A 26,796-nucleotide genomic window follows, 5' to 3' on the forward strand; every position below is an offset into this window, starting at 1 on the left:
GTTCACTTCCCGGAGACTTTCACATCGTTAGGCGCGTACCCCGGATGGGCAATCCCGTTGCGCTGAATCACTTCGGTGACCCGCGTTGCATCGGCAAATTGCTTGTACGCCACGACCAGCGCCGGAAGGCTTTCCTGAAAAGACTTGCTGACCTGTCGTACACCCGACGACGCCACTGCCTTGAGATGCGCAAGCAGCGCCTGCTTCACATCGTCGATGGCCTGATAATGCGCGGGACCGGCCTTGTCCAGCATCGGGTTGGTCGCCTCTACCAGCGCCTTTTGCAGTGCTTTCAAATCGTCGGTGACCGGCACTTCCTGCCGGGTGACCGGCAGGTTCGCCTGCTGCTCCAGCGATGGTGTCGACGACAGTTTCACCGGTGTCGACGCGACCGGCATCGAGGCGACCCATTGCGCCACTTTGACCAGCAGCGTGTCCTGCACCAGATCGGCCATGGCTTGCGCTGCAGCTGTGGTGTCCTTGCCGGTGGTGAGCTTCGGCGCATCGGCCTTGCGGATGGCTTCGAGCTGTTGGGACACGTCGGCAATCACGCCACGATAACCCTCCTTCGCGAAGTCCTTGAGCGATTTGATATCGCCGAGCAAGCCCTTGAATTCCGCCGCCACTTCCTTGGGCAATTCCTTGACCGCTTTGACCAGCTCGGTGATCTGCCGATATTGCTCGATCAACGGTTTGAGCTGTTCCTTGATTACGTCATACACCCCGGTCAGGCTGTTGCGCAGATTGGCGATGCCGATTCGCGCGGCCTTGATCAGGGTCATGGCCTGTTCGAAACGCGCCACCGCCGAGCCCAGCAAGGTATCGGCCTTGGCCAGCAGCACCTTCTGCGTGCTGACCGTGGCCGTCGGAAACGGCAGCGGCTCATCGGGGTAAAACTTCAGCGTAAAGGTCACCAGCCCGCCGTCCTGGCGGGTATGGGTCATGTCGCATTCGCCGACCTTGACCTGTATCCGCCCCAGCCACGGGTGCACCAGTTCACCACTGCCCTGCTCCAGCGCCTTGAGCAGCTTGTCGCGCTGCTCCAGGCAATCGGGGCCGACGATGAACGCCGTCAGATCGTGGATCTTTGCCTGCTGGCCAAGGCCCTCGAAAAACGGCAGGTCCCGCTGCGGATACTCGTGCAACTGGCCCTTTTTACCGACCGGGGTTTTCGCCTGATCGACCCAGAAACCGACACCGCGAAAGGACGCCGGCAACAAACGGTCACGCCAACTCATTGGAGCCTCCCATGGAAAGTGAGCGGTAGCCGATGCGCGAGTTGAGCGACAGCCCCGGTTGATTGGTTTGCGGTTGATCGGTGCGCAGCCCGGCCGGCGCGTTTTCGAAGCGAACCGTCAGGCCGCCTTCGAGTTGCGTGCGATTGTTGGCGGCGCTTTGTTGGATCAAGGCGTTGGAGTTTTGAGTCAGAGAACCGGGCTGCAACAACGACGACTTGAGCGGCAAACTGCCGGGAGTCGCCAGTGGGTTTGAAGACTGCGCGGAAGCGGCATTGATGAACGCCGCCGCCGGCGCAAACTCACCCTTGCCTTCAGCATTGGTTTTCTTTTGCACCTCGGTGAAGCTTTCGACCTTGCCGGTAATTTGGGCGATAAAACCACCAAAGCTACCGCCAAGCATCTCCTGGATGGGCGCCAGAATGGCCCGGAGCTTTTCCGCTTTTTCACTGAAAAACTGAACCACAGATGCCCATGTTTCGCTCAGTGCATCCAAGGGCGACCAAGTGAACAGCCCGCTGAGGTAGGAAAAGAACGCCTGCGCTCCAAGCTTGATCGACTCCCAGTAGCCCGAGAACATGGCAGGGACCTGATCCCAAGCGGCGGCAATGGCGTCCAGCGGCACCCAGTCGAACAGGCTGCGCAGTTTCTCCTTCACCGGCACAGTCAGTGCCACAAGCAGATCCCAGATCGCCGCAAACAAACCGACAACGGCCCCCCAGTTGTTCAGGATCATTCCGTAGGGCGTCCAGGCAAACCACGCCTTGAGGAAGTCGAATCCTGCACTCACGACTGCTTTTACTTGATCAAAAATTGCCGCAAACACTCCGCTGATCGGCGCCCAGAAACTGACAACCTTTTGCCAGAGCCCGGCGAAAAACGTCGAAATCGGCTCCCAGTTGGCAATGATCACACCGGCCGCCAGGGCAATGCCCATGGCAATCAGCATGATCGGATTGGTCTTGAGCACCATGCTCATCAGATCGAACACTTGCGTCGCGCCAGTCACGGCCGTTTGCATTGCCGAAAATGCGATGGCACCTGCCGCCAACCCTTCGACCAATTTCGGGTTGTCATCAAGCAGGCTGCCAAATCCAGCCAACAACGGTTGAAGACCTGCCGTTACGGTCGCGACAGCAGGCTGCAAGGCCGTGTTGGCCGCGATCGATACCTGCTCCATCGAGCGACTGAACACATTCATGTTTTGCGTAGCGCTCACCGGCGCTTTCGGCAAATCAACGCCTTCGGCAGCTTCACCGACTTCGGTCAATTTGCCCTTGAACGCGTCGGACACCTTGATTGCATCCACGAACGGCGTGATCACGCTACCGCCCTTGAACAGACCGCTGATGTCCAGTTTGCCGAGGCCGGTCTGCTCCAGGTTTTTCTTGAAGCTCTCGACTTTTTCCCGAAGGGCGCCGAGTTTGGGTGACAGTTCATCGATGCCCGTGAGCAGCACCGATGTTTTCCCTTTCGTTTGTGTGTCTGCCATCACTGCACCTGCTGCACCGCATTGATCCGTTGCGCGTGCTCCAGCGATTCGCGGAGCACATCCAGTGGCCTGGCCATCATCTGTTCGGGGTCAACCTTCCAGAACCAGGCCAGGTCATAGGCGACTGCGATCAGGTCGGTGATGGCTCCGATGCCGCACTCATGAAAAAACTCGCGACGGCCCAACTCAGCGTATTGAGGTCAGCCAGATCCAGCTGGTTGACCGACGACGGCGGGATGCCGGCGCACACGGCGATGTATTTGGCCGCGACGTCCATGTCCAGGCTGACCTCTTCGCTCTTGTCGATCTTGTACGGCAGCGCCTTGATCGCTCGCACTTCCTGCACCGTCGGGCGGCGCAGGTTGAGCTCGGTCAAGGGCTCGCCGTGGGCTTCGATCGCAACTTGAAGCTTCACGGCGTTGCTCATTGCCAAGTCCCCTTGATGCCTTCGAATTTCAGTTCGATGGTGGCGTCATCGCCTTTGGATACCGGCTCCTCCACCAGATAAGCGCCGGCTAGTACATAGACTTTGCCGTTGCTGAATTCGCAGGTGACGGTCATGTCGGAGCCTGCGATCAGTTGCTTGAGCGGGAAGTCCGCAGTGTGCAGCGCCGTCACTTTGAACGACGGCGCGATGTCGGTTTCCTTGTAGAAGCCCGGCACGACGGTTTCCCGTTTAACGGCCATCAATGGTGCTTCGCAGCCACCGTTGATGGTCAGTTGAGCGCCGTCCACTTTGACGTAGCAGGTGCCCGCAATCAGTTGACCCATGGTGTTTCTCCCTTCAAATAAAAAGCCCACGCGCGGTGGGCCGAATTCATACAGTCAAAGGCAGCGATCAGGCTGCGTCGTCGTACTGCAGACGGAACTGGTTGAGCAGCGCGAACACGCGCAGACCGTTGATGTAGTCCGGCGGGAACAGCACGTTGACCCGGCTCGGGTCCTGGGTGTCGCGCTCGACGATCAGGTGTTCGGCAAACAGCTCGGCGTTTTCCACATGGCCTTCCAGTTCGAGCTTGGCGTACTGGGCGATCAGCTCACCGCGAAGGGTGCTCGGGGTAACGATTGGCTGGCCGGCGCCGAAACGGGTGCCGTCGGAGGCCAGTTTGTGGCGGCCGTATTTGCTGGTGATCACGCTTTGCAGACGACGCACGATGAACGCCGACTGGTGCATGGTTTCGCTGTCCAGGTAGGAGTTGTCTGCCTGGCCGTAGGCGTTCTTCTGATAGGTGGTGATCGAACGCTGAATGCGCACGTAGCCGCCTTCGTAGTACGCGGTGGCGATGCCGTAGTTGAGCAGCGACTGACGCTCGGTCAGGGTGAACCGCTCGCTCGCCGGAGCCGGGTCGAGACCTGGCAGGCTGCCGCTTTGGGTCGGACGGCTGGCGTCGGCCGAGATGAACACCGAGGTGCGCGCAGCCAGGGCCGCGGCCTGTACCCAAAACGGTTGCGGTACGCCCGGTTCCAGCGCCTGAATGGTCATGTGCTGGTCGTTACGCGCCTGACCGGCCGCCACCAGAGTGCCGACGGTGCCGCGTTTGGCACTGTAGACGTGACCGAACAATTGCTTGGCCCAGGACCAACGACCGGTGCTGTCATCCATGACGGCTTGCCAGGTGTTGAGCGTCGACAGATCCGACCACGGCATGCAGATGAACTCGAACGGTTCATCGCCCAGCGCAGCCACGGCAGCCACTTGATCCGGCACACCGGCGCCGCCAGTCATGGCGGTGATCGCCGAGGTCAGGCCGGCCGGGGTTTCTTCGCCGTTGCTCTTGCCCAGGCGATTGAATTGCAGGCTGATGTCGTTGCCGCTGTCGCCAGTCCATTTGGCGCTCAGGGTGACCACACCTTCGACCGCTGCGGCAGTGACCGGCAGATCGGCGCTGGCGTTGATTTTCAGTGCCAGGGCGGTGGCCGCTTGCGCCGCGGTGGCGCCGTTGACGATGGCCGCCTGAACGCGAACGCCGCCGACGTACAGGTTGAGCACGCCGCTTTGGGTCGCCGCACCCGTCAGGGTCAGCACGCCTTTGGCAATGCTGCCTTCGGTGTTGTGCAGCGGCAGGCACCAGATCTCGCCGATCGGGTCGGTCTTGCGCCAGGTTTCGTACATCGAGGCGAGCATCGAGCCTTGGCCGCCAATGCTTTTGGCCAACGCCACGCTGGACACCAGCACCAGCTTGCCGACATCGGCCGGCGCGATGTTGTCGTTGACCTGAGCGACGATCAGGCGGCGCATCGCCGACGACGCGCTATTGGCGGCCGAGTTGTCCATTTCGGCATAGAACAGCGGAACACGAATGTCCGCGGGGATGTTGCTGAATCCGATCGCCATTATTTGGCTCCCTGTGGTTTCGCCGCTTTCACGGCTTTGGTAGTGATATCGCCATCGGCCAGACGTCGACGCCACCAGGCGTTGTCCGGCACTTCACGGCCTTCGAGGGGCAACAGATCGCCCGCTTCCGGGTCCGGCACGGCACGGCCCGGGGCCGGCAGCACGGTGATGCGTTTGCTCATGGGGTTACGTCTCCAGAGAAAGTCAGTTCCAGGCGCCCGTCGGGGCCTGGGCGTTGCAGATTGGGGTCCGCCGGGTCGATCGCATCGACCCGCACGGTGACCCCGGTAAAGGACGACAAGCCGTCCAGTTCACGCTCGTGCCAGCTCTGCGCCGGTTGCCCCGGCAAATTGCGGCCGAGCTGGAATTCGGTGAAAAAGCGCAGGCGATAGAGCACACGGCTGCTGTTGATGGAAACCAGTTCGCCGCCGTCGTAGGCGATGGCGCTGTAGTCGTTACCAGGCTTGAAACCCACCAGTGCGCGCCACAGTTCGGCGCGCAGGTCGTGCAGTTGATCCAGCGCTGCAACGGCGTCCGTGGTGTCGAGCACCAGGGTGACTTCGACGCGGTCGCGGATCGGTTGCAGCATCAGGTTTTGCGCCACGCTTTTGCTGGCCAGATCGGCAATCGGCACCACATAGGCGCAAGGCGTTTGCAACGGGGTGTTGGCTTGCAGCGTGGCGAGGTCGATGCCGGCGGCCACACGATTGGCCAGGGTTGGGCATTGCTCACGCAGTTGCGTGATCAGGGCTGTGATCTTCATGGTTCTTCACCGGGCAATAAAAAACCCGCCGTGGCGGGTTTGAGTGAACAGTACTGGCCGTGGTAAACCCGCGTCCTTGCGGGTCAGTGCGGTATGCACAGTGGATGAAGCTCCTTAAGATTGAAGGCTCAATGATCCTGAGACGGATCGCGCGGTGGCACTTCACAAACGCCAATTCGCTTGGCGGCCCAGCGTTCGTAAAGCCCGATGGCCACGTCCGCCCCGGCCATCGCCGTCAGGCAGCCAAAGGCGCCAGCGGCCCAGATCGACAGGCCCGCGGCGTACAACAGCATGATCGCCGAGACGCCGCAGATCATGCAGGCCCCGGACCGCAGGGCCAGGCGCCGCAGCAGTGACCAGCCACGGGCGCCCTCCTTGTCGGCGCGCCACATTTCGCCGGACACCCCGCCCGCTACCGCGAGGAGGATGACGAGCCAGATCGGCATGTCCAGCAACGCTTGTTGCTCGTTTGTCATGTCCCGCCTCCTTGGGATCGATGAGATGGGCCTCTCGAAAATGAGCCGCCTGGTTTTGATCGATGAAGAACTACAGCTTTTCAACGATCACGTTGTCGATGAAAGCGAAGTTGACGTACGGGTTCTGCTCATTGGAGAAGGCCAGAGTGGTTTGGGCCGTGGTCGCTGTGAAGTCATAAGTCACAGTGTTCCACTCGACAACGCTACCCTTGACCGTTGGCGTGTTGAAGGTGACGGTCTGACCGGCGACCTTCACTTGCACGACACCATCACCGGAGCGGCTGGCGTACACCGAGTTGCCCAGGCTGAAGGTCAATCGATACTTGGCCCCTACTACGGTGGCGAAGTTCTGCTGAATGCCGCCGCCGTTGCCATAAACATTGTTAGCCAGATCGACAATCACCGCGCCTTCCGCTGCGGCGGAGCCAGGAATCGAGGCGCGCACGTTGAAGTATTCGGCGCCCGACAGAAAGGTCGTCCAGCCGGTGATGAAGTTGGCTTTCGCCGTCGTGTCCAGAATGCAACTGTCGCTGCAACCCGGTTGTTCAAAGCTGCCGTTGACCAGGAGGTTTGCGGCAGTAGCGCTGCCCGCAGCGCCGGACAGAGCCATGACCAGCATCAGCGGGCCAACGATTTTGTTGAATACGTCCATGTTTTACCTATTGAGTCGAATGAATGGATTACGCAGCGGTTTGCTGCAATGACGGTCCAGGATGAGGGTTGATATGCCTGATGTAGGCAGGCATTCCAAAAAGCCCGGTCGCCCAGGCTTTTCAGTAATGCGCTTGCATGATCTTTCGGCGCTACTGGCGCGGTACGGATCGATTCAAATTGTTTTTCCGACCGCGGTCCCTGCCCGCCGGATAACTGCTTCTGGTGCTTTACGCTGCACACCCGGGTCAGTTGCCAACCCTCTGAACCGTTGAGGCCGGTTCATCGCTGCCTTTGTGGTGGAACTAAAGAGCTTCGTTTCGAGCCGCTTTGTTGAGCGGCTTGAGACAAAGAATATGCATTGATGCATATACAGTCAATGCATAAATGCATTTATTTATGCACTACAAATGCACAGATGCATGAACCCCCCACAGACAAAGGCGTTGGCGGTTTTTGGCAGGCGAAAAAAAACCCGTCGGCGACGGGTTTTATCTGACAGTGGTGAGGTTAGCGGGCGTACATGCCCCACCAGAAGACGTGACCAAGGATGACGATTTGCTCTTCCTGGATTTCCTGGAAGCTGTAGTCCTCGTCAGGATGCTCATCGCGATTGAAGCTGCGCAGGCGAATCCCGGTCGGCAGGCGATAAAGCTGTTTCACCCGCAACTGGCCATTGTGATTGATGGCGTACAGGTCGCCGTCGATGATGTCGCCAATCCCGCATTTACCGGCATTCACCCCCACCGTGGCACCATCGCGCAGCACTGGCAACATGCTGTTGCCGCGCACGGTCACGCATTTAGCCTGGTCGAACTGCACGCCGTTGTGGCGCAAGCTACGCTTGCCGAAGCGCAGGCTAGAGCGCTCGCTCTCTTCGATGACGAATCTTCCTGATCCAGCAGCCAATTCAACCTCACGAAGAAAGGGGACCGACACCTCGTCGTCATCGACAGGCGTATCGTCGTCCCACAGGCTTATGTCCTTGAGTTCCGAATGCAATTCATCGCGCCCGGCGCCAGCGGCCGGCGCAACATCCGCGCGGCCCCGCAACTGATCGGTGCTCACAGAAAAGTATTCGGCAATCTTCGAGATATGTTTATCCGAAGGATCGACGATCTTCCCGCTGAGGATGCGCGAGAGAGTGGATTGAGGCACGCCGGTGCGACGGTGAAGCTCCGTGGGGGAGATCCCGTGCTGATCGAGCAGTGCTCTTAAGACGGTAGAAACATTGCGTTTTTGCATAACGCGAATAGTGCTTGATCTTTTTTCGGAAGACAAATGCCAAATTGCATAATTTGTGCATAGACCCACGAAAAATAGCGTTGAGGCTTTCATGCCTGCGTCGGGCGGACCGCCCATGGTAACCTTGCGCCCATCGCGGAAAAGCCGGGCCGATGCCCCTCCTTTGCCCCACACCTTTCAACGAATTTGCCTATATCCGATGAATAAAGCCGTCTCCGATCTGTCCTCCCACACGCCAATGATGCAGCAATACTGGCGCCTGAAGAATCAGCACCCCGACCAGCTGATGTTCTATCGTATGGGCGACTTCTACGAGATCTTCTATGAAGACGCGAAGAAGGCCGCCAAGTTGCTGGACATCACCCTGACAGCTCGTGGGCAATCGGCGGGTCAGGCGATTCCGATGTGTGGGATTCCTTACCACGCTGCGGAAGGTTACCTGGCGAAACTGGTAAAGCTCGGCGAATCGGTGGTGATTTGTGAGCAGGTCGGCGACCCGGCCACCAGCAAAGGCCCGGTGGATCGTCAGGTGGTGCGTATTATCACGCCCGGCACGGTCAGCGATGAAGCGCTGCTGGATGAGCGTCGGGACAACCTGATCGCGGCGGTGCTGGGTGACGAGCGTCTGTTCGGTCTGGCGGTGCTCGATATCACCAGCGGCAACTTTACGGTGCTGGAGATCAAAGGCTGGGAAAACCTGCTGGCGGAGCTGGAGCGGGTCAACCCGGTGGAGCTGATGATCCCGGATGACTGGCCGAAGGATTTGCCGGCGGAAAAACGCCGTGGGGTTCGTCGCCGTGCGCCGTGGGATTTCGAGCGTGACTCGGCGTTGAAAAGTCTTTGCCAGCAGTTTTCCACCCAGGATCTGAAAGGTTTCGGCTGCGAGAACCTGACCCTGGCCATCGGCGCTGCTGGCTGCCTGCTCAGCTACGCCAAGGAAACTCAGCGCACCGCCCTGCCGCACTTGCGCAGCCTGCGTCATGAGCGCCTGGACGACACCGTGGTGCTGGACGGCGCGAGCCGGCGCAACCTGGAACTGGACACCAACCTGGCCGGTGGTCGCGACAACACGTTGCAATCGGTGGTCGACCGCTGCCAGACCGCCATGGGCAGCCGTTTGCTGACCCGCTGGCTGAACCGTCCGCTGCGGGATTTGACCGTACTGCTGGCACGCCAGACGTCGATCACCTGCCTGCTGGACCGTTATCGTTTCGAGAAACTGCAACCGCAGCTCAAGGAAATCGGTGACATCGAGCGGATTCTGGCGCGGATCGGCCTGCGCAATGCCCGCCCTCGCGACCTGGCGCGTCTGCGCGATGCCCTCGGCGCACTGCCAGAGTTGCAGGTGGCGATGGCCGAGCTTGAAGCTCCGCACATCATTCAACTGGCGACGACCACCAGCACCTATCCGGAACTCGCGGCGCTGCTGGAAAAAGCCATCATCGACAACCCGCCAGCGGTGATCCGTGACGGCGGCGTGTTGAAAACCGGTTACGACAGCGAACTCGACGAACTGCAATCGCTCAGCGAAAACGCCGGGCAGTTCCTCATCGATCTGGAAGCCCGCGAAAAGGCCCGCACCGGCCTGGCCAACCTCAAGGTCGGCTACAACCGCATTCACGGCTACTTCATTGAGCTGCCGAGCAAACAGGCCGAATCGGCACCGGCGGACTATATCCGTCGCCAGACCCTCAAGGGTGCCGAGCGTTTCATCACCCCGGAACTGAAAGCGTTCGAAGACAAGGCGCTGTCGGCCAAGAGCCGCGCCCTGGCGCGCGAGAAGATGCTCTATGAAGCACTGCTCGAAGACCTGATCGCTCAATTGCCGCCCTTGCAGGACACCGCCGCCGCACTGGCCGAACTGGACGTGCTGAGCAACCTCGCCGAGCGTGCGCTGAACCTGGACCTGAACTGCCCACGCTTCGTCAGCGAGCCATGCATGCGCATCAGCCAGGGCCGTCACCCGGTGGTCGAGCAAGTACTCACCACGCCGTTCGTGGCCAACGACCTGAGCCTCGACGACAGCACCCGCATGCTGGTAATCACCGGTCCGAACATGGGCGGTAAATCCACCTACATGCGTCAGACCGCATTGATCGTGCTGCTGGCGCACATTGGCAGCTTCGTGCCGGCGGCCAGTTGCGAATTGTCCCTGGTCGACCGGATCTTCACCCGGATCGGTTCCAGCGACGACCTGGCGGGCGGACGTTCGACCTTCATGGTCGAAATGAGCGAAACCGCGAACATCCTGCACAACGCCACCGAGCGCAGCCTGGTGCTGATGGACGAAGTCGGTCGCGGCACCAGCACCTTCGACGGCCTGTCCCTGGCGTGGGCCGCGGCTGAGCGTCTGGCGCAACTGCGGGCTTATACACTGTTCGCCACTCACTATTTCGAGCTGACGGTGCTGCCGGAAGCCCAACCGCTAGTAGCCAACGTGCACCTCAATGCCACCGAGCACAACGAACGCATCGTGTTCCTGCACCACGTGCTGCCCGGGCCTGCCAGCCAGAGCTATGGCCTGGCGGTTGCACAATTGGCCGGGGTGCCGAGCGAAGTGATCGTGCGTGCCCGTGAACACTTGAGCCGGCTGGAATCCACAGCGCTGCCCCATGAAGTGCCGACGCCGGCCAAAGGCAAATCCGTTGCGCCACAGCAGAGCGACATGTTCGCCAGCCTGCCGCACCCGGTGCTGGATGAACTGGCCAAACTTGATCTGGATGACCTGACACCGCGCAGGGCTTTGGAAATGCTCTATACATTAAAGACACGGATCTAACGCACTTGCCTGCAAGCTGTTAGAATCTCGCGCGGTTTGGGATGCTGCAGGCTCATAGCCTGGCCTGCAGACTATCGCTCCCGAACCTGGCGACCCCGTCCTGAAGGGGCTCCGCTGCCGCCGCCTGAGGAGAAAATTAGAAATGACCTTCGTCGTCACCGACAACTGCATCAAGTGCAAGTACACCGACTGCGTAGAAGTCTGTCCGGTGGACTGCTTTTACGAAGGCCCGAACTTCCTGGTGATTCACCCGGATGAGTGCATCGACTGCGCACTGTGCGAACCCGAATGCCCTGCCGTGGCCATCTTCTCTGAAGATGAAGTTCCCGCCGGCATGGAAAACTTCATTCAGCTGAACATGGAGTTGGCCGAGATATGGCCGAACATCACTGAACGGAAAGATCCATTGCCCGATTCCGCTGAATGGGATGGCAAGCCAGGCAAGATCGAACACCTCGAACGCTGATTCCCACCGCGTTCCCTAAAAGGCCCTTGCGGGCCTTTTTGCTTTTCTGCAGGCAAAAAAAGGGGCGGTGTGACCCGCCCACATTTTTTCCCTATTCCATGTAGTCCTTTTCATCGTCCTGATGAACCGCTTCCTGCGATGTCCATTCCCCTCTTCCTTGAAGGGCGTGTCTATCCGTCGACACAGTTCAAATACTAGACAGTTCCCCACTAAGAGCAATCGGTCTTCCTGGCTTAAATCGATTGTAACATGTCGTTAATTTAAAAAAATATTCATATAAATCAATAAGATATAACAGATACATAGATTCAATAGACGACTACTGGGGTGTAAAGATAGTGAACACTTACGAAAGAGTAAGCCAAGTCTTACACTCCGAGACTACAAACCTGAGATGGCGCCAAAATAATGCGCCTCTCATATTCCCGACAGCAAAAAGCCCCGAACCAGTCGGGGCTTTTTGTTGCCGGTTGTGCGAATGGCTTATTGGAACAGCGACTCGCTCGACAGGCCATTTTTCTCGAGAATCTCCCTAAGACGCTTGAGGCCTTCAACCTGAATTTGCCTGACCCGCTCCCGGGTAAGACCGATTTCCAGGCCAACATCTTCAAGCGTGCTGCTTTCGTGACCTCGCAAACCGAAGCGGCGTACGACCACCTCGCGTTGCTTGTCGGTCAGCTCCGAGAGCCACTGATCGATGCTCTGCGACAGGTCGTCATCCTGCAACAGCTCACATGGATCGGTCGGGCGGTCATCGGTCAGGGTGTCCAGCAGGGTTTTATCCGAATCCGGACCCAGCGAGACGTCGACCGAAGAAACCCGTTCGTTCAGGCCGAGCATGCGCTTGACCTCGCCTACCGGTTTCTCCAGCAGGTTGGCAATTTCTTCGGGTGAGGGTTCATGGTCGAGCTTTTGAGTCAGCTCCCGTGCAGCCCGCAAGTACACGTTGAGCTCTTTGACCACATGAATAGGTAGCCGGATGGTCCGGGTCTGATTCATGATCGCGCGTTCGATGGTCTGACGAATCCACCAGGTGGCGTAGGTCGAAAAGCGGAAGCCGCGTTCTGGATCGAACTTTTCCACTGCCCGGATAAGGCCGAGGTTACCCTCTTCGATCAGGTCCAGCAGCGACAGCCCACGATTGACATAACGCCGGGCGATTTTCACCACCAGCCGCAGGTTGCTTTCAATCATGCGCTTGCGCCCGGCCGGATCACCACTTTGCGACAAGCGCGCAAAATGGACTTCTTCCTCCGGGGAGAGCAATGGGGAAAAACCGATTTCGTTGAGGTACAGCTGCGTGGCATCGAGTGCCCGGGTGTAGTCGATGTACTTGTGTTGCTTTAGTGAAGTGGAGTGTCTGGATTTGGCACGAACGGAAGGCGATGCGTCCCCTTCATCATTCGACATCGAATCCATAGCGATGCCGGTCTCCATAAGGAGAACCTCATCGTCGATGTCAAACTCCGGCACTTCTTTACTGAGAGCCATTGTTATAGTCCTTTGGTGAGTTCGACCTCAAGCTCAAGCGGCGCCTAGATCCCTGGCAACGCTGGAGCCTGTTCCCTCTACGTGACGGAACAGGCTGGTGAACAAATCAACGACGTGGCAGGAACTGCAGCGGATCTACAGGTTTACCTTGTCGGCGAATCTCAAAATGCAGTTTCACCCGGTCTGTACCCGTTGACCCCATTTCGGCAATTGTCTGTCCGACCTTGACCTGCTGCCCCTCCCGAACCAACAGCCTGCGGTTATGACCGTAGGCACTGACGTAGGTATCGCTGTGTTTGATGATGACTAATTCGCCGTAGCCCCTTAAGCCACTCCCGGCGTATACCACCGTCCCATCAGACGCAGCTAAAACAGGCTGTCCCAAATCTCCGGCGATATCAATTCCTTTATTCAAACTACCGTTTGAAGAGAATTTTCCAATCAGAATGCCATTAGAAGGCCACCCCCAGCCTGTCGGGGCCGGACCGGCAGGAGGCAGTGGCGCGGGTGCCGGCTTGCTGGCGACGGACGGCGCAAGCACCGTTGTGCTGGTCGTCGTGCCATTTGCCTGGCGCCGAATTACCGTGGTTTTACTCGACGACGAAGGCGAGGAACTGGACGAACTCACGACCGAAGTCGGCGTTGAATCGTTGCGACCGTCGAAGCGAATCGTCTGACCCGGATGGATCGTGTAAGGCGTAGGAATGTTGTTCCTTGCCGCTAGGGCTTTGTAGTCCCAGCCGTAGCGAAAGGCGATGGAGAACAACGTGTCCTTGGGTCGTACAACGTACTGGCCGGTGGTGACGGCCGGACGCTGGGCGACCGCGTTGTTGCGTTCGACAACGCCCACGCTACTCGATTTGGTGCTGGAGCAACCGACCAGCAAGGTACTCAAGACAAGACCAGTCACCAGACGCTGAAAGCTCGTTATACCCATTCGCTGCGCAACGACTGTGAGACTCACCCGCCGCTCCCTTTGTGGTGGCTGAAAATATGAATTGCCGTGTGTCGGCACGAAATGTCGCAAGTATAACGGGCCGAACAGGCTTTACCTTTAATGAAGCGGATTCGCCTCACGCACACGTTTGCGGTCTGACGATGAATTCCGTTTAACCCATCGATGCCGCTGTAAGACCCGGGCAAACGAAGAGAATTCAGCGCGCTGAAACAAATGCTCAGGCCAGCGGCCCGTTGAGCAATGGCACAAAGCGCACCGCCCCCAGAACACGCCTGGAAAAGCCCTGTTCTTCACGGATGATCAGCATCAATTGTTGAACTTCACCGGAGCCGACCGGAATCACCAATCGCCCTCCCGGCGCCAACTGATCGAGCAGCGCCTGAGGCACGTCGGTGGCCACGGCGGTAACAATGATGCCGTTGTAAGGCGCCAGCGCCGGCCATCCTTCCCAGCCATCGCCCCAGCGAAATACCACGTTGCGCAGGTTCAGCTCCACCAGGCGCTCCTTGGCCCGGTCTTGCAGAACCTTGATGCGCTCGACGGAGAAAACCCGCTCGACCAACTGCGATAGCACCGCCGTCTGGTAACCCGAACCGGTGCCGATTTCCATTACCTTATCCAGCGGCCCCGCTTCGAGCAGCAGCTCGCTCATGCGCGCCACCATATAAGGCTGGGAGATGGTCTGGTTATGCCCGATCGGCAGCGCCGTATCTTCATAGGCGCGGTGGGCCAGCGCCTCATCGACGAACAGGTGACGCGGTGTGCGGCGGATGACTTCCAACACCTTGGCGTTGGACACTCCTTCTTCATAGAGGCGCTGAATCAGGCGCTCGCGGGTCCGTTGGGAGGTCATCCCAATGCCCCGATGCAGAATATCGTCTTGTTCACGAGCCATTAGCGCAGCCCCTCCAGCCAGCCATCGAGACTTCTGAAGGCATCATTAAAGGTGCGATCCAGTTGCAATGGCGTGATTGAAACATAGCCTTGCATCACCGCATGGAAATCGGTGCCCGGGCCGCCATCTTCGGCGTCCCCCGCAGCCGCGATCCAGTAACCGGATTTCCCGCGCGGATCGACCACTTTTATCGGCGCAGCGGCCCGGGCGCGATGGCCCAGGCGGGTCAGCTGAATCCCGCGGATATGCTCCAGCGGCAAGTTGGGAATGTTCACGTTCAGTACCGTGCGCGGTGGCAGATCGAGGTCCGCGTGGGCCTCTACCAGTTTGCGCGCAAAATAGGCCGCCGTGGGAAGGTTCTCCACTTGCCGTGAGACGAACGAAAAGGCAAACGAAGGACGCTCCAGAAAACGTCCCTCAAGGGCCGCCGCCACTGTACCGGAATACAGCACGTCATCCCCCAGGTTCGCACCCAGGTTAATTCCGGAAACCACCATGTCCGGCTCAAACTCCAGCAAGCCGTTAAGGCCCAGGTGCACGCAATCGGTGGGCGTGCCGTTGAGGCTGATAAAGCCGTTGTCCAAGGTATGCGGGTGCAACGGACGGTCGAGCGTCAGCGAGCTGCTGGCGCCGCTTTTGTCCTGGTCCGGGGCGATAACCACACATTCGGTGTAATCCGCCAGCGCAGCATAAAGCGCGGCGAGACCGGGTGCGGTTACCCCATCGTCGTTAGAAATCAGAATACGCATGGGCTGTCCGTCTGCCCCACCGGCACCAGATCGACGAGTTCACGCACCAATACGGTGGCGAAGCATCCGGCCGGGAGGACGAATTCCAGTTGCAGAATGTCAGGCTCGGGATAATGCCACGTCAACCCACCAATGGGCAGCCGCAGGATGCGACGTTCGTGGCTCATTCCGGCGTTAATCAACCAATCGCGCAGATCCGCTTCGCGCGCGGCGATTGCCTGCTCCAGTTCATGGACAGCCCCCGACGCCGGCGAGTCACCTTCGCCCCACTGCGGGCCGGTCGGGTGCAGGTCGAGAATATCCAGACGCGGGTCGCTGCATTCGGCCTCACCTGCCGGGAAAAAACTGCGGCTGTCGGTGAACGCCAGCAGATCGCCGACCAGGGCACGCTGCCAGGTACCATCGGCTACGCGCGCTGCCAACACCTGATTGAACAGAAAACTGCGCGCGGTGGAGAGCAACCGAGAACGCACATTGCGTTGTTCCGGCAGGGCCTTGCGCGCCGCCCAGGCACGGGCGTCGACGACGTTGCCGCCATCATGTCCGAAACGCTGGGCGCCGAAATAATTGGGAATACCTTGCCTGGCGATCAGTTGCAGACGCTCTTCGATCGCCGCCTTGTCGCCTGCGAACTGGGTCAAGCGCAAGGTGAAGCCGTTGGCCGAATGGGCGCCGCGTTGCAGCTTGCGTCTGTGTCGACCGGTCTTGAGGATTTTCAGCGTGTCGTTTTCCGCCGCCGCCAGATCAGGATCGGCCTTGCCAGGCAGTTGCACGCTGAACCACTGGCGAGTCAGCGCCTGACGGTCCTTGAGGCCGGCGTAGCTGACAGTGCGCAACGGCACGCCCGCAGCCTTGGCTATCCGCCGCGCCGCCTCTTCGGTATTCAGACCGCGCTTTTCCACCCAGATCCATAGGTGTTCGCCATCGCCGCTCAGGGGAATATCGAGGACTTCATCGACCTGGAAATCTTCCGCCGTGGCTTTCAGCACCGCGCTGCCGAGAGCGTCACCATAGGCCCGCGGGCCGAGCAATTGCGCCTCGTTCATGCGCGCAGCAACAAGGCAACGGAGTGCACGGCAATACCTTCTTCGCGACCGACAAAGCCAAGCTTTTCGGTGGTGGTTGCTTTCACGTTCACTTGATCCAACTCAACTTGAAGATCCGCGGCAATCAGCGCGCGCATCGATTCGATATGCGGGGCCATTTTTGGGGCCTGGGCGACGATGGTGTTATCGACGTTGCCGACTTTCCAGCCCTTGGCGTGGATCAGTGCGACGACATGACGCAACAGCGCACGGCTATCGGCGCCCTTGTATTGCGGGTCGGTGTCCGGAAAATGCTTGCCGATATCACCCAGCGCGGCAGCGCCGAGCAACGCATCGCTCAAGGCGTGCAGCAGGACATCACCGTCGGAATGGGCAAGCAGCCCGAAGCTGTGTGCAATCCGCACACCGCCCAGCGTGATGAAATCGCCTTCACCGAAACGGTGCACATCATAGCCGTGGCCAATACGCATAAAAAAACGCCCCGATTTTTGTCAGGGCGTGATTCTACCTGCATTAGGCGCTTAGAGCGCGCGCGTGATGCTGTAAGTGGTCGTCGATAAAACTGGCGATGAAGAAATAGCTGTGGTCGTAGCCCGGTTGCAAGCGCAACGTCAGCGGATGACCAGCCTGTTTGGTCGCCTGTTGCAGGGCTTCAGGCTTGAGCTGGGTGGCGAGAAAATCATCGCGATCGCCCTGATCCACCAGCAGCGGCAGCTTCTCTTCGGCCTCGGCAATCAATGCACAGGCATCCCACTCGCGCCATTTCGACCGGTCTTCACCCAAGTAACGGGAAAAGGCTTTCTGTCCCCATGGGCAATCGATCGGATTGTTGATCGGCGAGAACGCCGACACCGACTGATAACGCCCCGGATTGCGCAAGGCGCAGACCAACGCGCCATGACCGCCCATGGAATGGCCGCTGATGCCTCGTTTGTCCGATGCCGGGAAATGCGCTTCGACCAATGCCGGCAATTCCTGCACGACATAATCATGCATCCGATAGTGCCGCGACCACGGTTCCTGCGTGGCATTCAGATAAAAACCGGCACCGAGACCGAAGTCCCAGGCACCATCCGGATCGCCCGGCACTTCGGGACCGCGTGGGCTGGTGTCCGGTGCGACGATAATCAGCCCCAGCTCGGCAGCCATGCGCATGGCACCGGCCTTCTGCATGAAGTTCTCGTCGGTACAGGTCAGGCCAGACAACCAGTACAACACTGGCAGTTTACCGCCCTGCTCCGCTTGCGGCGGCAGGTACACGGCAAACACCATGTCGCAACCGAGCACGTCGGAGCGGTGCCGGTAACGCTTGTGCCAGCCGCCGAAGCTTTTCTGGCAGGAGATATTTTCCAGGCTCATAAGCGACCTCAGAAATGAATGACGCTACGGATGCTTTTGCCTTCATGCATCAGGTCAAACGCCTTGTTGATATCTTCCAGGCCCATGGTGTGGGTGATGAAGGTATCCAACGGGATCTCGCCGGTCTGGGCCATTTCGACATAGCTTGGCAACTCGGTACGGCCACGCACGCCACCGAACGCCGAACCGCGCCAGACGCGACCGGTGACCAACTGGAATGGACGGGTGGAGATTTCCTGGCCTGCGCCGGCCACACCGATGATGACCGACTCGCCCCAACCTTTGTGGCAGCACTCAAGTGCGGCACGCATCAACTGCACGTTGCCGATGCATTCGAACGAGAAGTCGACGCCGCCATCGGTCATGTCGACGATCACTTCCTGAATCGGACGATCGAAGTCTTTCGGGTTCACGCAGTCCGTGGCGCCCAATTGCTTGGCGATTTCGAACTTGGCCGGGTTGATGTCAATGGCGATGATCCGGCCAGCCTTGGCTTTGACCGCGCCGATCACGGCAGACAGTCCGATGCCACCCAGGCCGAAGATGGCAACGGTGTCACCCGGTTTGACCTTGGCAGTGTTGATCACCGCACCGATGCCGGTGGTGACGCCACAGCCCAGCAGGCAGACTTTTTCCAGCGGTGCTTCTTTAGGAATTTTGGCGACGGAGATTTCCGGCAGCACGGTGTACTCGGAAAACGTCGAGGTGCCCATGTAGTGGAAAATCGTTTCGCCCTTGTAGGAAAAGCGCGAAGTGCCGTCCGGCATCAGGCCTTTACCCTGGGTTGCACGAATCGCCTGGCAGAGGTTGGTTTTGCCCGACAGACAGAATTTGCACTTGCCACATTCCGGGGTGTACAGCGGGATCACATGATCGCCCACCGCAACCGAGGTCACGCCCTCGCCGATCGCTTCGACCACCGCGCCACCTTCGTGGCCCAGGATCGACGGGAAGATACCTTCCGGGTCCGCGCCCGAGAGGGTGTAGGCATCGGTATGGCAGACACCGGAAGCGACGACGCGCAGCAGGACTTCGCCCGCCTTGGGCATGGCGACATCGACTTCAACGATCTCGAGGGGCTTCTTGGCCTCGAAGGCAACGGCGGCGCGCGACTTGATCATGCTGACTCTCCAGTGAATAAAAACGAGACAGGGAGTGTAATACAGCGGCATACGATGAATAATCGGGACAAAAGCAAAACATTATTGCCATGCAGGGATAATCCTGATGTCCGAAAACCGCTGGGAAGGCATCGACGAGTTCGTCGCCGTCGCAGAGTGCAACCAATTCACCGCCGCGGCTGAACGCCTTGGGGTGTCTTCCTCCCACATCAGTCGCCAAATCGTACGACTGGAAGAGCGACTGCAAACCCGCTTGCTCTATCGCAGCACCCGCCGGGTCACGCTGACCGAAGCCGGGCAAACCTTTCTGCAACATTGCCAACGGTTGCAGGACGGCCGCGAAGAAGCGTTGCGCGCTGTCGGCGACCTGACCAGCGAACCCAAGGGCATGCTGCGCATGACCTGTGCCGTGGCCTACGGCGAACGATTCATTGTGCCGCTGGTGACTCGTTTCATGGGGCTGTATCCGCAACTGCGTGTCGACATCGAACTGAGCAACCGCCCGCTCGATCTGGTGCACGAAGGGCTGGACCTGGCCATCCGCCTCGGCCGCCTGCAGGATTCAAGATTGGTCGCGACTCGTTTGGCACCACGGCGCATGTACCTGTGCGCCTCGCCGTCCTACCTGGAACGGTATGGTCGCCCACACAGTTTGTCGGAACTGAGCCGCCACAACTGCCTCATCGGCAGCTCGGATATCTGGCAACTGGAACAGAACGGGCGAGAATTTTCCCAGCGAGTACAGGGAAACTGGCGCTGCAACAGTGGGCAAGCGGTGCTGGATGCCGCGCTACAAGGGGTTGGGTTGTGTCAGTTGCCGGACTACTACGTGCTGGAGCACCTGAAAAACGGCGAGTTGATTTCACTGCTGGAAGCCCATCAACCGCCGAACACAGCGGTTTGGGCGCTTTATCCGCAGCAGCGGCATCTGTCGCCGAAGGTGCGCAAGTTGGTGGATTATTTGAAGAAAGGGTTGGCCGAACGGCCGGAGTATCGGGTTTAAGAGCAAAAGATCACAGCCTGCATAGGCTGCGATCTTTTAACGGCGGTTAGCCCAACGCTGGCGCAACCACTCCAGGTCTTCGGGGCGCGTGACTTTGATGTTATCGGATCGACCTTCGATCAAACGGGGCGCCATACCTGCCCACTCCATGGCCGAGGCTTCATCGGTAATGACAACATCCGCCACCAGGCTATCCGCCAACGCCCGATGCAATGCGCCAAGGCGAAACATCTGCGGCGTATAAGCCTGCCAGATCACACTGCGATCCACCGTTTCCAACACACGCCCATGCTTGTCGACCCGTTTGAGGGTGTCGCGCGCTGGCACCGCCAACAGACCGCCCACCGGATCATCAGCCAGTTCACTGAGCAATTTATCAAGATCATCACGCGCCAGATTCGGTCGCGCGGCATCGTGAACCAACACCCAATCCTCATCGTCAGCGCCCTGGGCATGCAGATGCAGCAAGGCGTTGAGCACTGACCCGGAACGCTCGGCACCGCCTTCAACCCGCTGAATACGCGGATCGGCAGCACAGGCCAGGTTCGGCCAGTAAGGATCGTCGATAGCAAGACTGACCACCAACCCTTTCAGGGCGGGATGATCGAGGAAACAGCCGAGGCTGTGTTCAAGAATAGTGCGCCCGCCCAGTTGCAAATATTGCTTGGGACGGTCCGCGGCCATACGGGCACCGACGCCCGCGGCAGGAATCACGGCCCAGAAGGCCGGTAACGACTCAATCATTGGGCCAACTGGTAAAGGGTTTCACCATCCTTGACCATGCCCAACTCATGGCGAGCCCGCTCTTCAACGGTCTCCATGCCCTTTTTCAATTCACTGACTTCAGCGTCCATCACCCGATTACGCTCCAGCAACGTCTCGTTCTCGGCGTGTTGATCCGCAATCTGCTGCTTCAGTTCGGCCACTTGCGCCAGGCTGCCATTACCCACCCACAGGCGGTACTGCAGACCGGCCAGCAGCAAGAGCAAGACGAGGAACAACCAATTGGGACTGCGCATCGAATATCAGGTATCCAGTGAAAAAAGACAGCCATGCCAAACTTTGAAGCTTCTGATAGCACGAAGCCTGGAAGAACCAGGCTTGTGCTCTTAAGGCATCAGATTAGTGGCAAATCCGTCGCTGTCGCGATTTTTCCGACACAATCCGGTGTCTTTTTACCATCTACAGCTTAGCCGCGGAACTCGCTGCGACCGTTGTACTTGGCTTTGCCATTCAACTGCTCTTCGATACGCAGCAGTTGGTTGTACTTGGAAACGCGGTCGGAACGGCACAGCGAACCGGTCTTGATCTGGCCAGCCGAGGTGCCCACGGCCAGGTCGGCAATGGTCGAATCTTCGGTTTCGCCGGAGCGGTGCGAGATCACAGCAGTGTAACCAGCGGCCTTGGCCATCTGGATGGCTTCCAGGGTTTCGGTCAGGGTGCCGATCTGGTTGAACTTGATCAGGATCGAGTTGGCGATCTTTTTGTCGATGCCTTCTTTCAGGATCTTGGTGTTGGTTACGAACAAGTCGTCGCCTACCAGCTGGGTCTTCTCGCCGATCTTGTCGGTGAGGATTTTCCAGCCAGCCCAGTCGGACTCGTCCAGACCGTCTTCGATGGAGATGATCGGGTAACGCTCGGTCAGGCCTTTCAGGTAGTCGGCGAAACCTTCAGCAGTGAACACCTGGCCTTCGCCGGACAGGTTGTACTTGCCATCTTCATAGAATTCGCTGGCCGCGCAGTCCAGTGCCAGGGTCACGTCGGTACCCAGCTTGTAACCGGCGTTGGCCACGGCTTCGGAGATCACTTTCAAGGCGTCTTCGTTGGAAGCCAGGTTCGGCGCGAAACCACCTTCGTCACCGACGGCAGTGCTCAGGCCACGGGCCTTCAGAACGGCTTTGAGGTGATGGAAAATCTCGGTGCCCATGCGCAGACCTTCCGAGAAAGACTTGGCGCCAACCGGCTGAACCATGAATTCCTGGATGTCGACGTTGTTATCGGCGTGCTCGCCACCGTTGATGATGTTCATCATCGGAACCGGCATCGAGTAAACACCCGGGGTGCCGTTCAGGTTGGCAATGTGAGCGTACAGCGGCAGGTCCTGGTCCTGTGCTGCTGCCTTGGCCGCGGCCAGGGAAACGGCGAGGATCGCGTTAGCGCCCAGGGTCGCTTTGTTTTCGGTACCGTCGAGCTTGATCATCGCGTGATCCAGCGCTTTCTGATCGCTTGGGTCTTTGCCCAGCAACAGGTCACGGATCGGACCGTTGATGTTGGCTACGGCCTTGAGCACGCCTTTACCCAGGTAACGGCTCTTGTCGCCATCACGCAGCTCGAGCGCTTCGCGCGAGCCAGTGGAAGCACCGGATGGCGCGCAAGCGCTGCCGATGATGCCGTTATCGAGAAGCACGTCTGCTTCCACAGTGGGATTGCCACGGGAGTCGAGAACTTCACGACCTTTGATGTCGACGATTTTTGCCATTGTTGTAAACACTCCAAAGTTGACGAAAACGACGCAGCTGAAGGAAATCTTTTATCGTCGGCAAGCGACAGACAACGGGCAGGCTTGCGGACGATAAGGCTCAAGCCCGAGGGCTTGAGCATTTATACCGTGCGGTACTTTACCGGAGAAATGAGGTTTACGCGGTTTCTACCGTCGGAAAACTCTTCACCAGTTCGTCCAATGCTTTGAGTTGGGCCAGGAAAGGCTCCAGTTTGTCCAGACGCAAGGCGCAAGGGCCGTCGCATTTGGCATTGTCCGGGTCCGGGTGCGCTTCGAGGAACAACCCGGCCAGCGATTGGCTCATGCCGGCCTTGGCGAGGTCAGTGACCTGAGCACGACGACCGCCGGCGGAATCGGAGCGACCGCCGGGCATTTGCAGCGCGTGGGTCACGTCGAAGAACACCGGATATTCGAACTGCTTCATGATGCCGAAACCGAGCATGTCGACCACGAGATTGTTGTAGCCGAAACTCGAACCACGTTCGCAGAGGATCAACTGATCGTTACCGGCTTCCACGCATTTGTTCAGGATGTGTTTCATTTCCTGAGGTGCGAGGAACTGGGCTTTCTTGATGTTGATCACCGCGCCGGTCTTGGCCATCGCGACCACAAGGTCGGTCTGGCGCGACAAAAAGGCTGGCAACTGGATAATGTCGCAGACTTCAGCGACGACCGCGGCCTGATCAGGCTCATGGACATCAGTAATGATCGGCACGCCGAAGGCTTGCTTGATGTCCTGGAAAATCCGCATGCCCTCTTCCAGGCCTGGGCCACGGTAAGAGGTCACAGAAGAACGGTTCGCCTTGTCGAAACTGGCCTTGAACACGTAAGGGATACCGAGCTTTTCGGTGACCTTTACGTACTCTTCGCAGACCTGCATCGCCATGTCGCGGCTTTCCAGCACGTTAATGCCACCGAACAGCACCATTGGCTTGTCGTTGGCAATCTCGATATCGCCTACACGGATGATCTTCTGCGCCATCAGGTTTACGCCTTCTTCTGGTGTTGAGCCAAAGCGGCTTTAACGAAACCGCTGAACAACGGGTGACCGTCACGTGGCGTCGAGGTGAACTCGGGGTGGAACTGGCAAGCGACGAACCATGGGTGATCCGGTGCTTCAACCACTTCAACCAGCGCGCCATCACCGGAGCGACCGGAGATTTTCAGGCCGGCATCGATGATTTGCGGCAGCAAGTTGTTGTTCACTTCGTAGCGATGACGGTGACGCTCAACGATCACATCCTTGGCGTAGCAATCGTGCACCAGGGAACCTGGCTCAAGCAGGCAGTCCTGAGCGCCAAGGCGCATGGTGCCGCCCAGGTCGGACGATTCGGTACGGGTTTCGACGGCGCCGGTGGCATCTTCCCACTCGGTGATCAGGCCCACTACCGGGTGACCGCTGGTGCGATCGAACTCAGTGGAGTTGGCATCTTTCCAGCCCATGACGTTACGAGCGAACTCGATAACGGCCACTTGCATGCCCAGGCAGATACCCAGGTAAGGAACCTTGTTTTCGCGAGCGTATTGAACGGCAGTGATCTTGCCTTCAACACCACGCAGACCGAAGCCGCCCGGTACCAGAATCGCGTCGACGCCTTCCAGCAGAGCAGTGCCCTGGTTTTCGATGTCTTCGGAATCGATGTAGCGCAGGTTGACCTTGGTGCGGTTGCTGATGCCGGCGTGACTCATCGCTTCGATCAGCGACTTGTAGGCGTCCAGCAGTTCCATGTACTTACCGACCATGGCGATGGTGACTTCGTGCTCCGGGTTCAGCTTGGCATCAACCACCGCTTCCCACTCGGACAGATCGGCGCTGTCGCATTGCAGGCCGAAACGCTCGACAACGAAATCATCCAGGCCCTGGGAGTGCAGAATGCCCGGGATCTTGTAGATGGTGTCGGCGTCTTCCAGCGCGATCACTGCACGTTCTTCAACGTTGGTGAACTGCGCGATCTTGCGACGCGACGAGATGTCGATCGGGTGATCGGAGCGGCACACCAGCACGTCAGGCTGCAGGCCGATGGAACGCAGTTCCTTGACTGAGTGCTGGGTTGGCTTGGTTTTGGTTTCGCCGGCAGTGGCGATGTACGGCACCAGTGTCAGGTGCATCAGCATCGCGCGCTTGGCGCCGACTTCGAAACGCAATTGACGGATCGCTTCGAGGAACGGTTGCGACTCGATGTCACCCACGGTGCCACCGATCTCGACCATGGCCACGTCGGCATCGCCGGCGCCCTTGATGATCCGGCGCTTGATTTCGTCGGTGATGTGCGGGATCACCTGAATGGTTGCGCCCAGGTAATCACCACGGCGCTCTTTGCGCAGGACGTGTTCGTAGACACGGCCAGTGGTGAAGTTGTTGTTCTGGGTCATGGTCGTGCGGATGAACCGCTCGTAGTGGCCCAGGTCCAGGTCGGTCTCGGCGCCGTCGTGGGTGACGAACACTTCACCGTGCTGGAACGGGCTCATGGTGCCCGGGTCAACGTTGATGTACGGGTCCAGCTTCAGCATGGTGACCTTAAGTCCCCGCGCCTCCAGGATGGCCGCCAATGAAGCCGAGGCAATGCCTTTCCCCAATGAAGAAACAACACCGCCCGTGACGAATATGTAGCGCGTCATGAAAAACCCTAGAAGTCTGCGTTAAAGCGGTCCGAGCCGCCGGGGAAAGCGAAGGAAGGCCGAAGCCCCCGATCACCTGCATTAATCACAGTGCACCTTTCAAAAAAACCGCCGCGTTGGGACAGACCGGAAGATGAAACACCGGTAGGTTGCTCGCTACACATTTTTTGGAATCGCCCAGCAAAGACTGCTTGGTAATCGGCAACTGCTGCGATTCAGGAGAATCCACAGAAGTTGTATCAAGAAGGGAGCGTAGTCTACCGGAAAGCCCCTTTCAGCTCAAACCTTGATCTTCGATCGGCGGCTGCCAATGCAAATACCAGCCACTGCACTCACTGCCATTCAGCCCCCGCAGGTTCGCCACCGCCAGCAATTGCTGGCCCCTGTAGACCAGCGGCAATCTGCCACGGGCGAAGCCCGGCACACCGCTTTCGTTGAGCAAACGCTTCAAGTCACGGTGACCACGACCTGGCAGACTCATGATCTCGCCGCCTTCACGATAGCGGATCTGTAACGGGCCATCAGGGATCTGGCCGGTGAACGTGAGCGCACCATTACCCGGCAACTCCAGTGATACCGAGGGATCAGCCCAACACACAGTGGATGGCGGAGTGCGCAACCAGCCACCTGACAACCACCAGAGACGCCCACCAGCCCGATGCAGTTCGCCCGCCGCCAATCGCCAGACCGGACGTGCATCGCCAGTCGCATCGCGCAAATCCTGCCAACCCGACCAATGGTCACTGTCCGGCAAAGACGTCAGTGGTTTGAGCCAATGACTCAGGGCATTGCGCTGGCGTGCATCAGAGAGCTTTTCCAGGGGCGCCAGTTCCAGCGACGGCAACCCCAGCCAATCGAAATCACTGACGGTGCCGGCCTGGGCCAGATCAATTTGCGCCAGGTCGTCGAGCAACCCCTGCGCCTCACTCAGATGCGCAGCGCTGCGAGCTATGGTCGCCACTGCTTGCGGCCAGCGCGCGGTCAACACCGGGAACACCTGATGACGCAAGTAATTGCGCGAGAACTGCCGGTCCTGATTCGACGGATCTTCGATCCAGTTCAGCTGATATTCAGTGGCGTAGGCCTCAAGCTCGGCGCGAGTGACATCAAGCAGTGGTCGCAGCAGATGCCCACGACCTAACGGACGCTCGCTCGGCATCCCCGACAAACCTCTCACCCCTGCCCCGCGCATCAGCCGAAACAACAGGGTTTCCGCTTGATCGTCACGGTGCTGACCTGTGAGCAGTACTTCACCGGCGTGAGTTGCCGCAATGAAGGCGCCGTAACGCGCATCCCGCGCCGCACGCTCAAGGCTCGCGCCACGCTCAACCTGAACACGCACAACCTCCAGCGGCACACCCAACGCATCACAGACCGACTGACAATGTTCCGGCCACGCATCAGCCGCAGCCTGCAGGCCGTGGTGGATGTGAATGGCGGTCAACGCCGGCAAGGATTCGGTTTTTGCGAGGTGTGCGAGAAGGTGCAGCAGGACGGTGGAATCGAGACCACCGGAGAAGGCGATGCGCCAGGTTGTGGCGTTACGCCAAGGTGCAAGACTCAGCAGGAGCCTGGTAGACAAATCAATCTTGGGCTGGCTCATATCGATCACT

The 26,796-nt window shown here is 59.0% G+C and carries 27 protein-coding genes; 3 read left to right on the forward strand and 24 right to left on the reverse strand.

Annotated features, from left to right (window positions below):
• Positions 1–2 precede the first annotated feature (2 nt).
• The 10 genes from AC30D7_RS20365 to AC30D7_RS20410 form a co-directional block, all read right to left on the reverse strand.
• On the reverse strand, positions 3–1,238 hold the full coding sequence (locus AC30D7_RS20365; protein WP_019581000.1) for a DNA circularization protein: 1,236 nt from the start codon (positions 1,236–1,238) through the stop codon (positions 3–5).
• Positions 1,225–2,727 (reverse strand): phage tail protein, encoded by a 1,503-nt coding sequence (locus tag AC30D7_RS20370; RefSeq protein WP_490135255.1) that lies wholly within the window; start codon positions 2,725–2,727, stop codon positions 1,225–1,227. The genes AC30D7_RS20365 and AC30D7_RS20370 overlap by 14 nt, the downstream gene beginning before the upstream one ends.
• A gap of 130 nt (positions 2,728–2,857) precedes the next feature.
• Complete coding sequence (locus AC30D7_RS20375; RefSeq protein WP_018926972.1) at positions 2,858–3,154, reverse strand: phage tail assembly protein; 297 nt, start codon at positions 3,152–3,154, stop codon at positions 2,858–2,860.
• Positions 3,151–3,498: a phage tail tube protein gene (locus tag AC30D7_RS20380; RefSeq protein ID WP_018926973.1), complete on the reverse strand. Its 348-nt coding sequence runs from the start codon at positions 3,496–3,498 to the stop codon at positions 3,151–3,153. Before AC30D7_RS20380 ends, AC30D7_RS20375 begins: the two co-directional genes overlap by 4 nt.
• 67 nt (positions 3,499–3,565) lie before the next feature.
• Positions 3,566–5,062 carry a phage tail sheath subtilisin-like domain-containing protein gene (locus tag AC30D7_RS20385; protein WP_028939215.1) on the reverse strand — a complete coding sequence of 499 codons (1,497 nt, stop codon included), beginning with the start codon at positions 5,060–5,062 and terminating at the stop codon, positions 3,566–3,568.
• Positions 5,062–5,244, reverse strand: a complete 183-nt coding sequence (locus AC30D7_RS20390) for a DUF2635 domain-containing protein (RefSeq protein WP_003198311.1) — start codon at positions 5,242–5,244, stop codon at positions 5,062–5,064. Before AC30D7_RS20390 ends, AC30D7_RS20385 begins: the two co-directional genes overlap by 1 nt.
• Positions 5,241–5,825 (reverse strand): phage tail terminator protein, encoded by a 585-nt coding sequence (locus AC30D7_RS20395; protein WP_028939214.1) that lies wholly within the window; start codon positions 5,823–5,825, stop codon positions 5,241–5,243. Before AC30D7_RS20395 ends, AC30D7_RS20390 begins: the two co-directional genes overlap by 4 nt.
• A 128-nt stretch (positions 5,826–5,953) precedes the next feature.
• A complete protein-coding gene (locus AC30D7_RS20400) occupies positions 5,954–6,301 on the reverse strand; it encodes a phage holin family protein (protein ID WP_019581003.1) in 348 nt (115 codons plus the stop codon).
• A gap of 70 nt (positions 6,302–6,371) precedes the next feature.
• Positions 6,372–6,953 (reverse strand): DUF642 domain-containing protein, encoded by a 582-nt coding sequence (locus tag AC30D7_RS20405; protein WP_230174329.1) that lies wholly within the window; start codon positions 6,951–6,953, stop codon positions 6,372–6,374.
• Between the two features lie 509 nt (positions 6,954–7,462).
• Complete coding sequence (locus tag AC30D7_RS20410; RefSeq protein ID WP_490135308.1) at positions 7,463–8,197, reverse strand: XRE family transcriptional regulator; 735 nt, start codon at positions 8,195–8,197, stop codon at positions 7,463–7,465.
• Between the two features lie 199 nt (positions 8,198–8,396).
• Between AC30D7_RS20410 and mutS the strand changes: the two genes are divergently transcribed.
• Together mutS and fdxA are read left to right on the forward strand one after the other, a co-directional pair.
• Entirely contained in the window at positions 8,397–10,976 is a 2,580-nt protein-coding gene (gene mutS / locus AC30D7_RS20415; protein WP_026345675.1) for a DNA mismatch repair protein MutS, read from the forward strand.
• A 142-nt stretch (positions 10,977–11,118) separates the two neighbouring features.
• The gene (fdxA, locus tag AC30D7_RS20420; protein WP_490135256.1) at positions 11,119–11,442 is read left to right on the forward strand and encodes a ferredoxin FdxA; all 324 of its coding nucleotides are present in this window, start codon (positions 11,119–11,121) and stop codon (positions 11,440–11,442) included.
• Positions 11,443–11,925: 483 nt separating this feature from the next.
• Here fdxA and rpoS read toward each other — a convergent pair whose 3' ends face one another.
• From rpoS to AC30D7_RS20460, 8 genes are all read right to left on the reverse strand, one after another.
• Positions 11,926–12,933, reverse strand: a complete 1,008-nt coding sequence (rpoS, locus tag AC30D7_RS20425; RefSeq protein ID WP_490135257.1) for an RNA polymerase sigma factor RpoS — start codon at positions 12,931–12,933, stop codon at positions 11,926–11,928.
• 106 nt (positions 12,934–13,039) lie between these two features.
• Positions 13,040–13,897, reverse strand: a complete 858-nt coding sequence (locus tag AC30D7_RS20430; RefSeq protein WP_490135258.1) for a peptidoglycan DD-metalloendopeptidase family protein — start codon at positions 13,895–13,897, stop codon at positions 13,040–13,042.
• 211 nt (positions 13,898–14,108) lie between these two features.
• A complete protein-coding gene (locus AC30D7_RS20435; protein WP_172901226.1) occupies positions 14,109–14,744 on the reverse strand; it encodes a protein-L-isoaspartate(D-aspartate) O-methyltransferase in 636 nt (211 codons plus the stop codon).
• A gap of 41 nt (positions 14,745–14,785) precedes the next feature.
• Positions 14,786–15,535: a 5'/3'-nucleotidase SurE gene (surE, locus tag AC30D7_RS20440; RefSeq protein ID WP_490135259.1), complete on the reverse strand. Its 750-nt coding sequence runs from the start codon at positions 15,533–15,535 to the stop codon at positions 14,786–14,788.
• The gene (gene truD, locus AC30D7_RS20445; RefSeq protein ID WP_490135260.1) at positions 15,523–16,581 is read right to left on the reverse strand and encodes a tRNA pseudouridine(13) synthase TruD; all 1,059 of its coding nucleotides are present in this window, start codon (positions 16,579–16,581) and stop codon (positions 15,523–15,525) included. Before truD ends, surE begins: the two co-directional genes overlap by 13 nt.
• A complete protein-coding gene (gene ispF / locus AC30D7_RS20450) occupies positions 16,578–17,051 on the reverse strand; it encodes a 2-C-methyl-D-erythritol 2,4-cyclodiphosphate synthase (RefSeq protein ID WP_490135261.1) in 474 nt (157 codons plus the stop codon). The genes truD and ispF overlap by 4 nt, the downstream gene beginning before the upstream one ends.
• 43 nt (positions 17,052–17,094) lie before the next feature.
• On the reverse strand, positions 17,095–17,940 hold the full coding sequence (gene fghA / locus AC30D7_RS20455; RefSeq protein WP_490135262.1) for an S-formylglutathione hydrolase: 846 nt from the start codon (positions 17,938–17,940) through the stop codon (positions 17,095–17,097).
• Between the two features lie 8 nt (positions 17,941–17,948).
• Entirely contained in the window at positions 17,949–19,061 is a 1,113-nt protein-coding gene (locus tag AC30D7_RS20460) for an S-(hydroxymethyl)glutathione dehydrogenase/class III alcohol dehydrogenase (protein ID WP_007907184.1), read from the reverse strand.
• 106 nt (positions 19,062–19,167) lie between these two features.
• On the opposite strand from AC30D7_RS20460, the gene AC30D7_RS20465 reads away from it, so the two are divergent.
• Positions 19,168–20,064: a LysR substrate-binding domain-containing protein gene (locus AC30D7_RS20465; RefSeq protein ID WP_490135263.1), complete on the forward strand. Its 897-nt coding sequence runs from the start codon at positions 19,168–19,170 to the stop codon at positions 20,062–20,064.
• A gap of 36 nt (positions 20,065–20,100) precedes the next feature.
• Here AC30D7_RS20465 and ispD read toward each other — a convergent pair whose 3' ends face one another.
• The 6 genes from ispD to tilS form a co-directional block, all read right to left on the reverse strand.
• Positions 20,101–20,808: a 2-C-methyl-D-erythritol 4-phosphate cytidylyltransferase gene (gene ispD / locus AC30D7_RS20470; RefSeq protein ID WP_490135264.1), complete on the reverse strand. Its 708-nt coding sequence runs from the start codon at positions 20,806–20,808 to the stop codon at positions 20,101–20,103.
• A complete protein-coding gene (ftsB, locus tag AC30D7_RS20475; protein ID WP_105340281.1) occupies positions 20,805–21,083 on the reverse strand; it encodes a cell division protein FtsB in 279 nt (92 codons plus the stop codon). The genes ispD and ftsB overlap by 4 nt, the downstream gene beginning before the upstream one ends.
• Before the next feature lie 170 nt (positions 21,084–21,253).
• A complete protein-coding gene (gene eno, locus AC30D7_RS20480; protein WP_007940523.1) occupies positions 21,254–22,543 on the reverse strand; it encodes a phosphopyruvate hydratase in 1,290 nt (429 codons plus the stop codon).
• Positions 22,544–22,700: 157 nt separating this feature from the next.
• Positions 22,701–23,546, reverse strand: a complete 846-nt coding sequence (kdsA, locus tag AC30D7_RS20485) for a 3-deoxy-8-phosphooctulonate synthase (protein WP_490135265.1) — start codon at positions 23,544–23,546, stop codon at positions 22,701–22,703.
• A 5-nt stretch (positions 23,547–23,551) separates the two neighbouring features.
• Positions 23,552–25,183: a CTP synthase gene (gene pyrG, locus AC30D7_RS20490; RefSeq protein ID WP_019581014.1), complete on the reverse strand. Its 1,632-nt coding sequence runs from the start codon at positions 25,181–25,183 to the stop codon at positions 23,552–23,554.
• A gap of 274 nt (positions 25,184–25,457) precedes the next feature.
• Positions 25,458–26,786, reverse strand: a complete 1,329-nt coding sequence (gene tilS / locus AC30D7_RS20495; protein WP_490135266.1) for a tRNA lysidine(34) synthetase TilS — start codon at positions 26,784–26,786, stop codon at positions 25,458–25,460.
• Positions 26,787–26,796 lie beyond the last annotated feature (10 nt).

This window comes from Pseudomonas sp. DF5, assembly GCF_058148225.1.

What these genes read in the sequence shown, in the direction of transcription:
- AC30D7_RS20365 (WP_019581000.1), bottom strand. Translation starts at nt 1,238, where the DNA reads ATGAGTTGGCGTGACCGTTTGTTGCCGGCGTCCTTTCGCGGTGTCGGT.
- AC30D7_RS20370 (WP_490135255.1), bottom strand. Translation starts at nt 2,727, where the DNA reads ATGGCAGACACACAAACGAAAGGGAAAACATCGGTGCTGCTCACGGGC.
- AC30D7_RS20375 (WP_018926972.1), bottom strand. Translation starts at nt 3,154, where the DNA reads ATGAGCAACGCCGTGAAGCTTCAAGTTGCGATCGAAGCCCACGGCGAG.
- AC30D7_RS20380 (WP_018926973.1), bottom strand. Translation starts at nt 3,498, where the DNA reads ATGGGTCAACTGATTGCGGGCACCTGCTACGTCAAAGTGGACGGCGCT.
- AC30D7_RS20385 (WP_028939215.1), bottom strand. Translation starts at nt 5,062, where the DNA reads ATGGCGATCGGATTCAGCAACATCCCCGCGGACATTCGTGTTCCGCTG.
- AC30D7_RS20390 (WP_003198311.1), bottom strand. Translation starts at nt 5,244, where the DNA reads ATGAGCAAACGCATCACCGTGCTGCCGGCCCCGGGCCGTGCCGTGCCG.
- AC30D7_RS20395 (WP_028939214.1), bottom strand. Translation starts at nt 5,825, where the DNA reads ATGAAGATCACAGCCCTGATCACGCAACTGCGTGAGCAATGCCCAACC.
- AC30D7_RS20400 (WP_019581003.1), bottom strand. Translation starts at nt 6,301, where the DNA reads ATGACAAACGAGCAACAAGCGTTGCTGGACATGCCGATCTGGCTCGTC.
- AC30D7_RS20405 (WP_230174329.1), bottom strand. Translation starts at nt 6,953, where the DNA reads ATGGACGTATTCAACAAAATCGTTGGCCCGCTGATGCTGGTCATGGCT.
- AC30D7_RS20410 (WP_490135308.1), bottom strand. Translation starts at nt 8,197, where the DNA reads ATGCAAAAACGCAATGTTTCTACCGTCTTAAGAGCACTGCTCGATCAG.
- mutS (WP_026345675.1), top strand. Translation starts at nt 8,397, where the DNA reads ATGAATAAAGCCGTCTCCGATCTGTCCTCCCACACGCCAATGATGCAG.
- fdxA (WP_490135256.1), top strand. Translation starts at nt 11,119, where the DNA reads ATGACCTTCGTCGTCACCGACAACTGCATCAAGTGCAAGTACACCGAC.
- rpoS (WP_490135257.1), bottom strand. Translation starts at nt 12,933, where the DNA reads ATGGCTCTCAGTAAAGAAGTGCCGGAGTTTGACATCGACGATGAGGTT.
- AC30D7_RS20435 (WP_172901226.1), bottom strand. Translation starts at nt 14,744, where the DNA reads ATGACCTCCCAACGGACCCGCGAGCGCCTGATTCAGCGCCTCTATGAA.
- surE (WP_490135259.1), bottom strand. Translation starts at nt 15,535, where the DNA reads ATGCGTATTCTGATTTCTAACGACGATGGGGTAACCGCACCCGGTCTC.
- truD (WP_490135260.1), bottom strand. Translation starts at nt 16,581, where the DNA reads ATGAACGAGGCGCAATTGCTCGGCCCGCGGGCCTATGGTGACGCTCTC.
- ispF (WP_490135261.1), bottom strand. Translation starts at nt 17,051, where the DNA reads ATGCGTATTGGCCACGGCTATGATGTGCACCGTTTCGGTGAAGGCGAT.
- fghA (WP_490135262.1), bottom strand. Translation starts at nt 17,940, where the DNA reads ATGAGCCTGGAAAATATCTCCTGCCAGAAAAGCTTCGGCGGCTGGCAC.
- AC30D7_RS20460 (WP_007907184.1), bottom strand. Translation starts at nt 19,061, where the DNA reads ATGATCAAGTCGCGCGCCGCCGTTGCCTTCGAGGCCAAGAAGCCCCTC.
- AC30D7_RS20465 (WP_490135263.1), top strand. Translation starts at nt 19,168, where the DNA reads ATGTCCGAAAACCGCTGGGAAGGCATCGACGAGTTCGTCGCCGTCGCA.
- ispD (WP_490135264.1), bottom strand. Translation starts at nt 20,808, where the DNA reads ATGATTGAGTCGTTACCGGCCTTCTGGGCCGTGATTCCTGCCGCGGGC.
- ftsB (WP_105340281.1), bottom strand. Translation starts at nt 21,083, where the DNA reads ATGCGCAGTCCCAATTGGTTGTTCCTCGTCTTGCTCTTGCTGCTGGCC.
- eno (WP_007940523.1), bottom strand. Translation starts at nt 22,543, where the DNA reads ATGGCAAAAATCGTCGACATCAAAGGTCGTGAAGTTCTCGACTCCCGT.
- kdsA (WP_490135265.1), bottom strand. Translation starts at nt 23,546, where the DNA reads ATGGCGCAGAAGATCATCCGTGTAGGCGATATCGAGATTGCCAACGAC.
- pyrG (WP_019581014.1), bottom strand. Translation starts at nt 25,183, where the DNA reads ATGACGCGCTACATATTCGTCACGGGCGGTGTTGTTTCTTCATTGGGG.
- tilS (WP_490135266.1), bottom strand. Translation starts at nt 26,786, where the DNA reads ATGAGCCAGCCCAAGATTGATTTGTCTACCAGGCTCCTGCTGAGTCTT.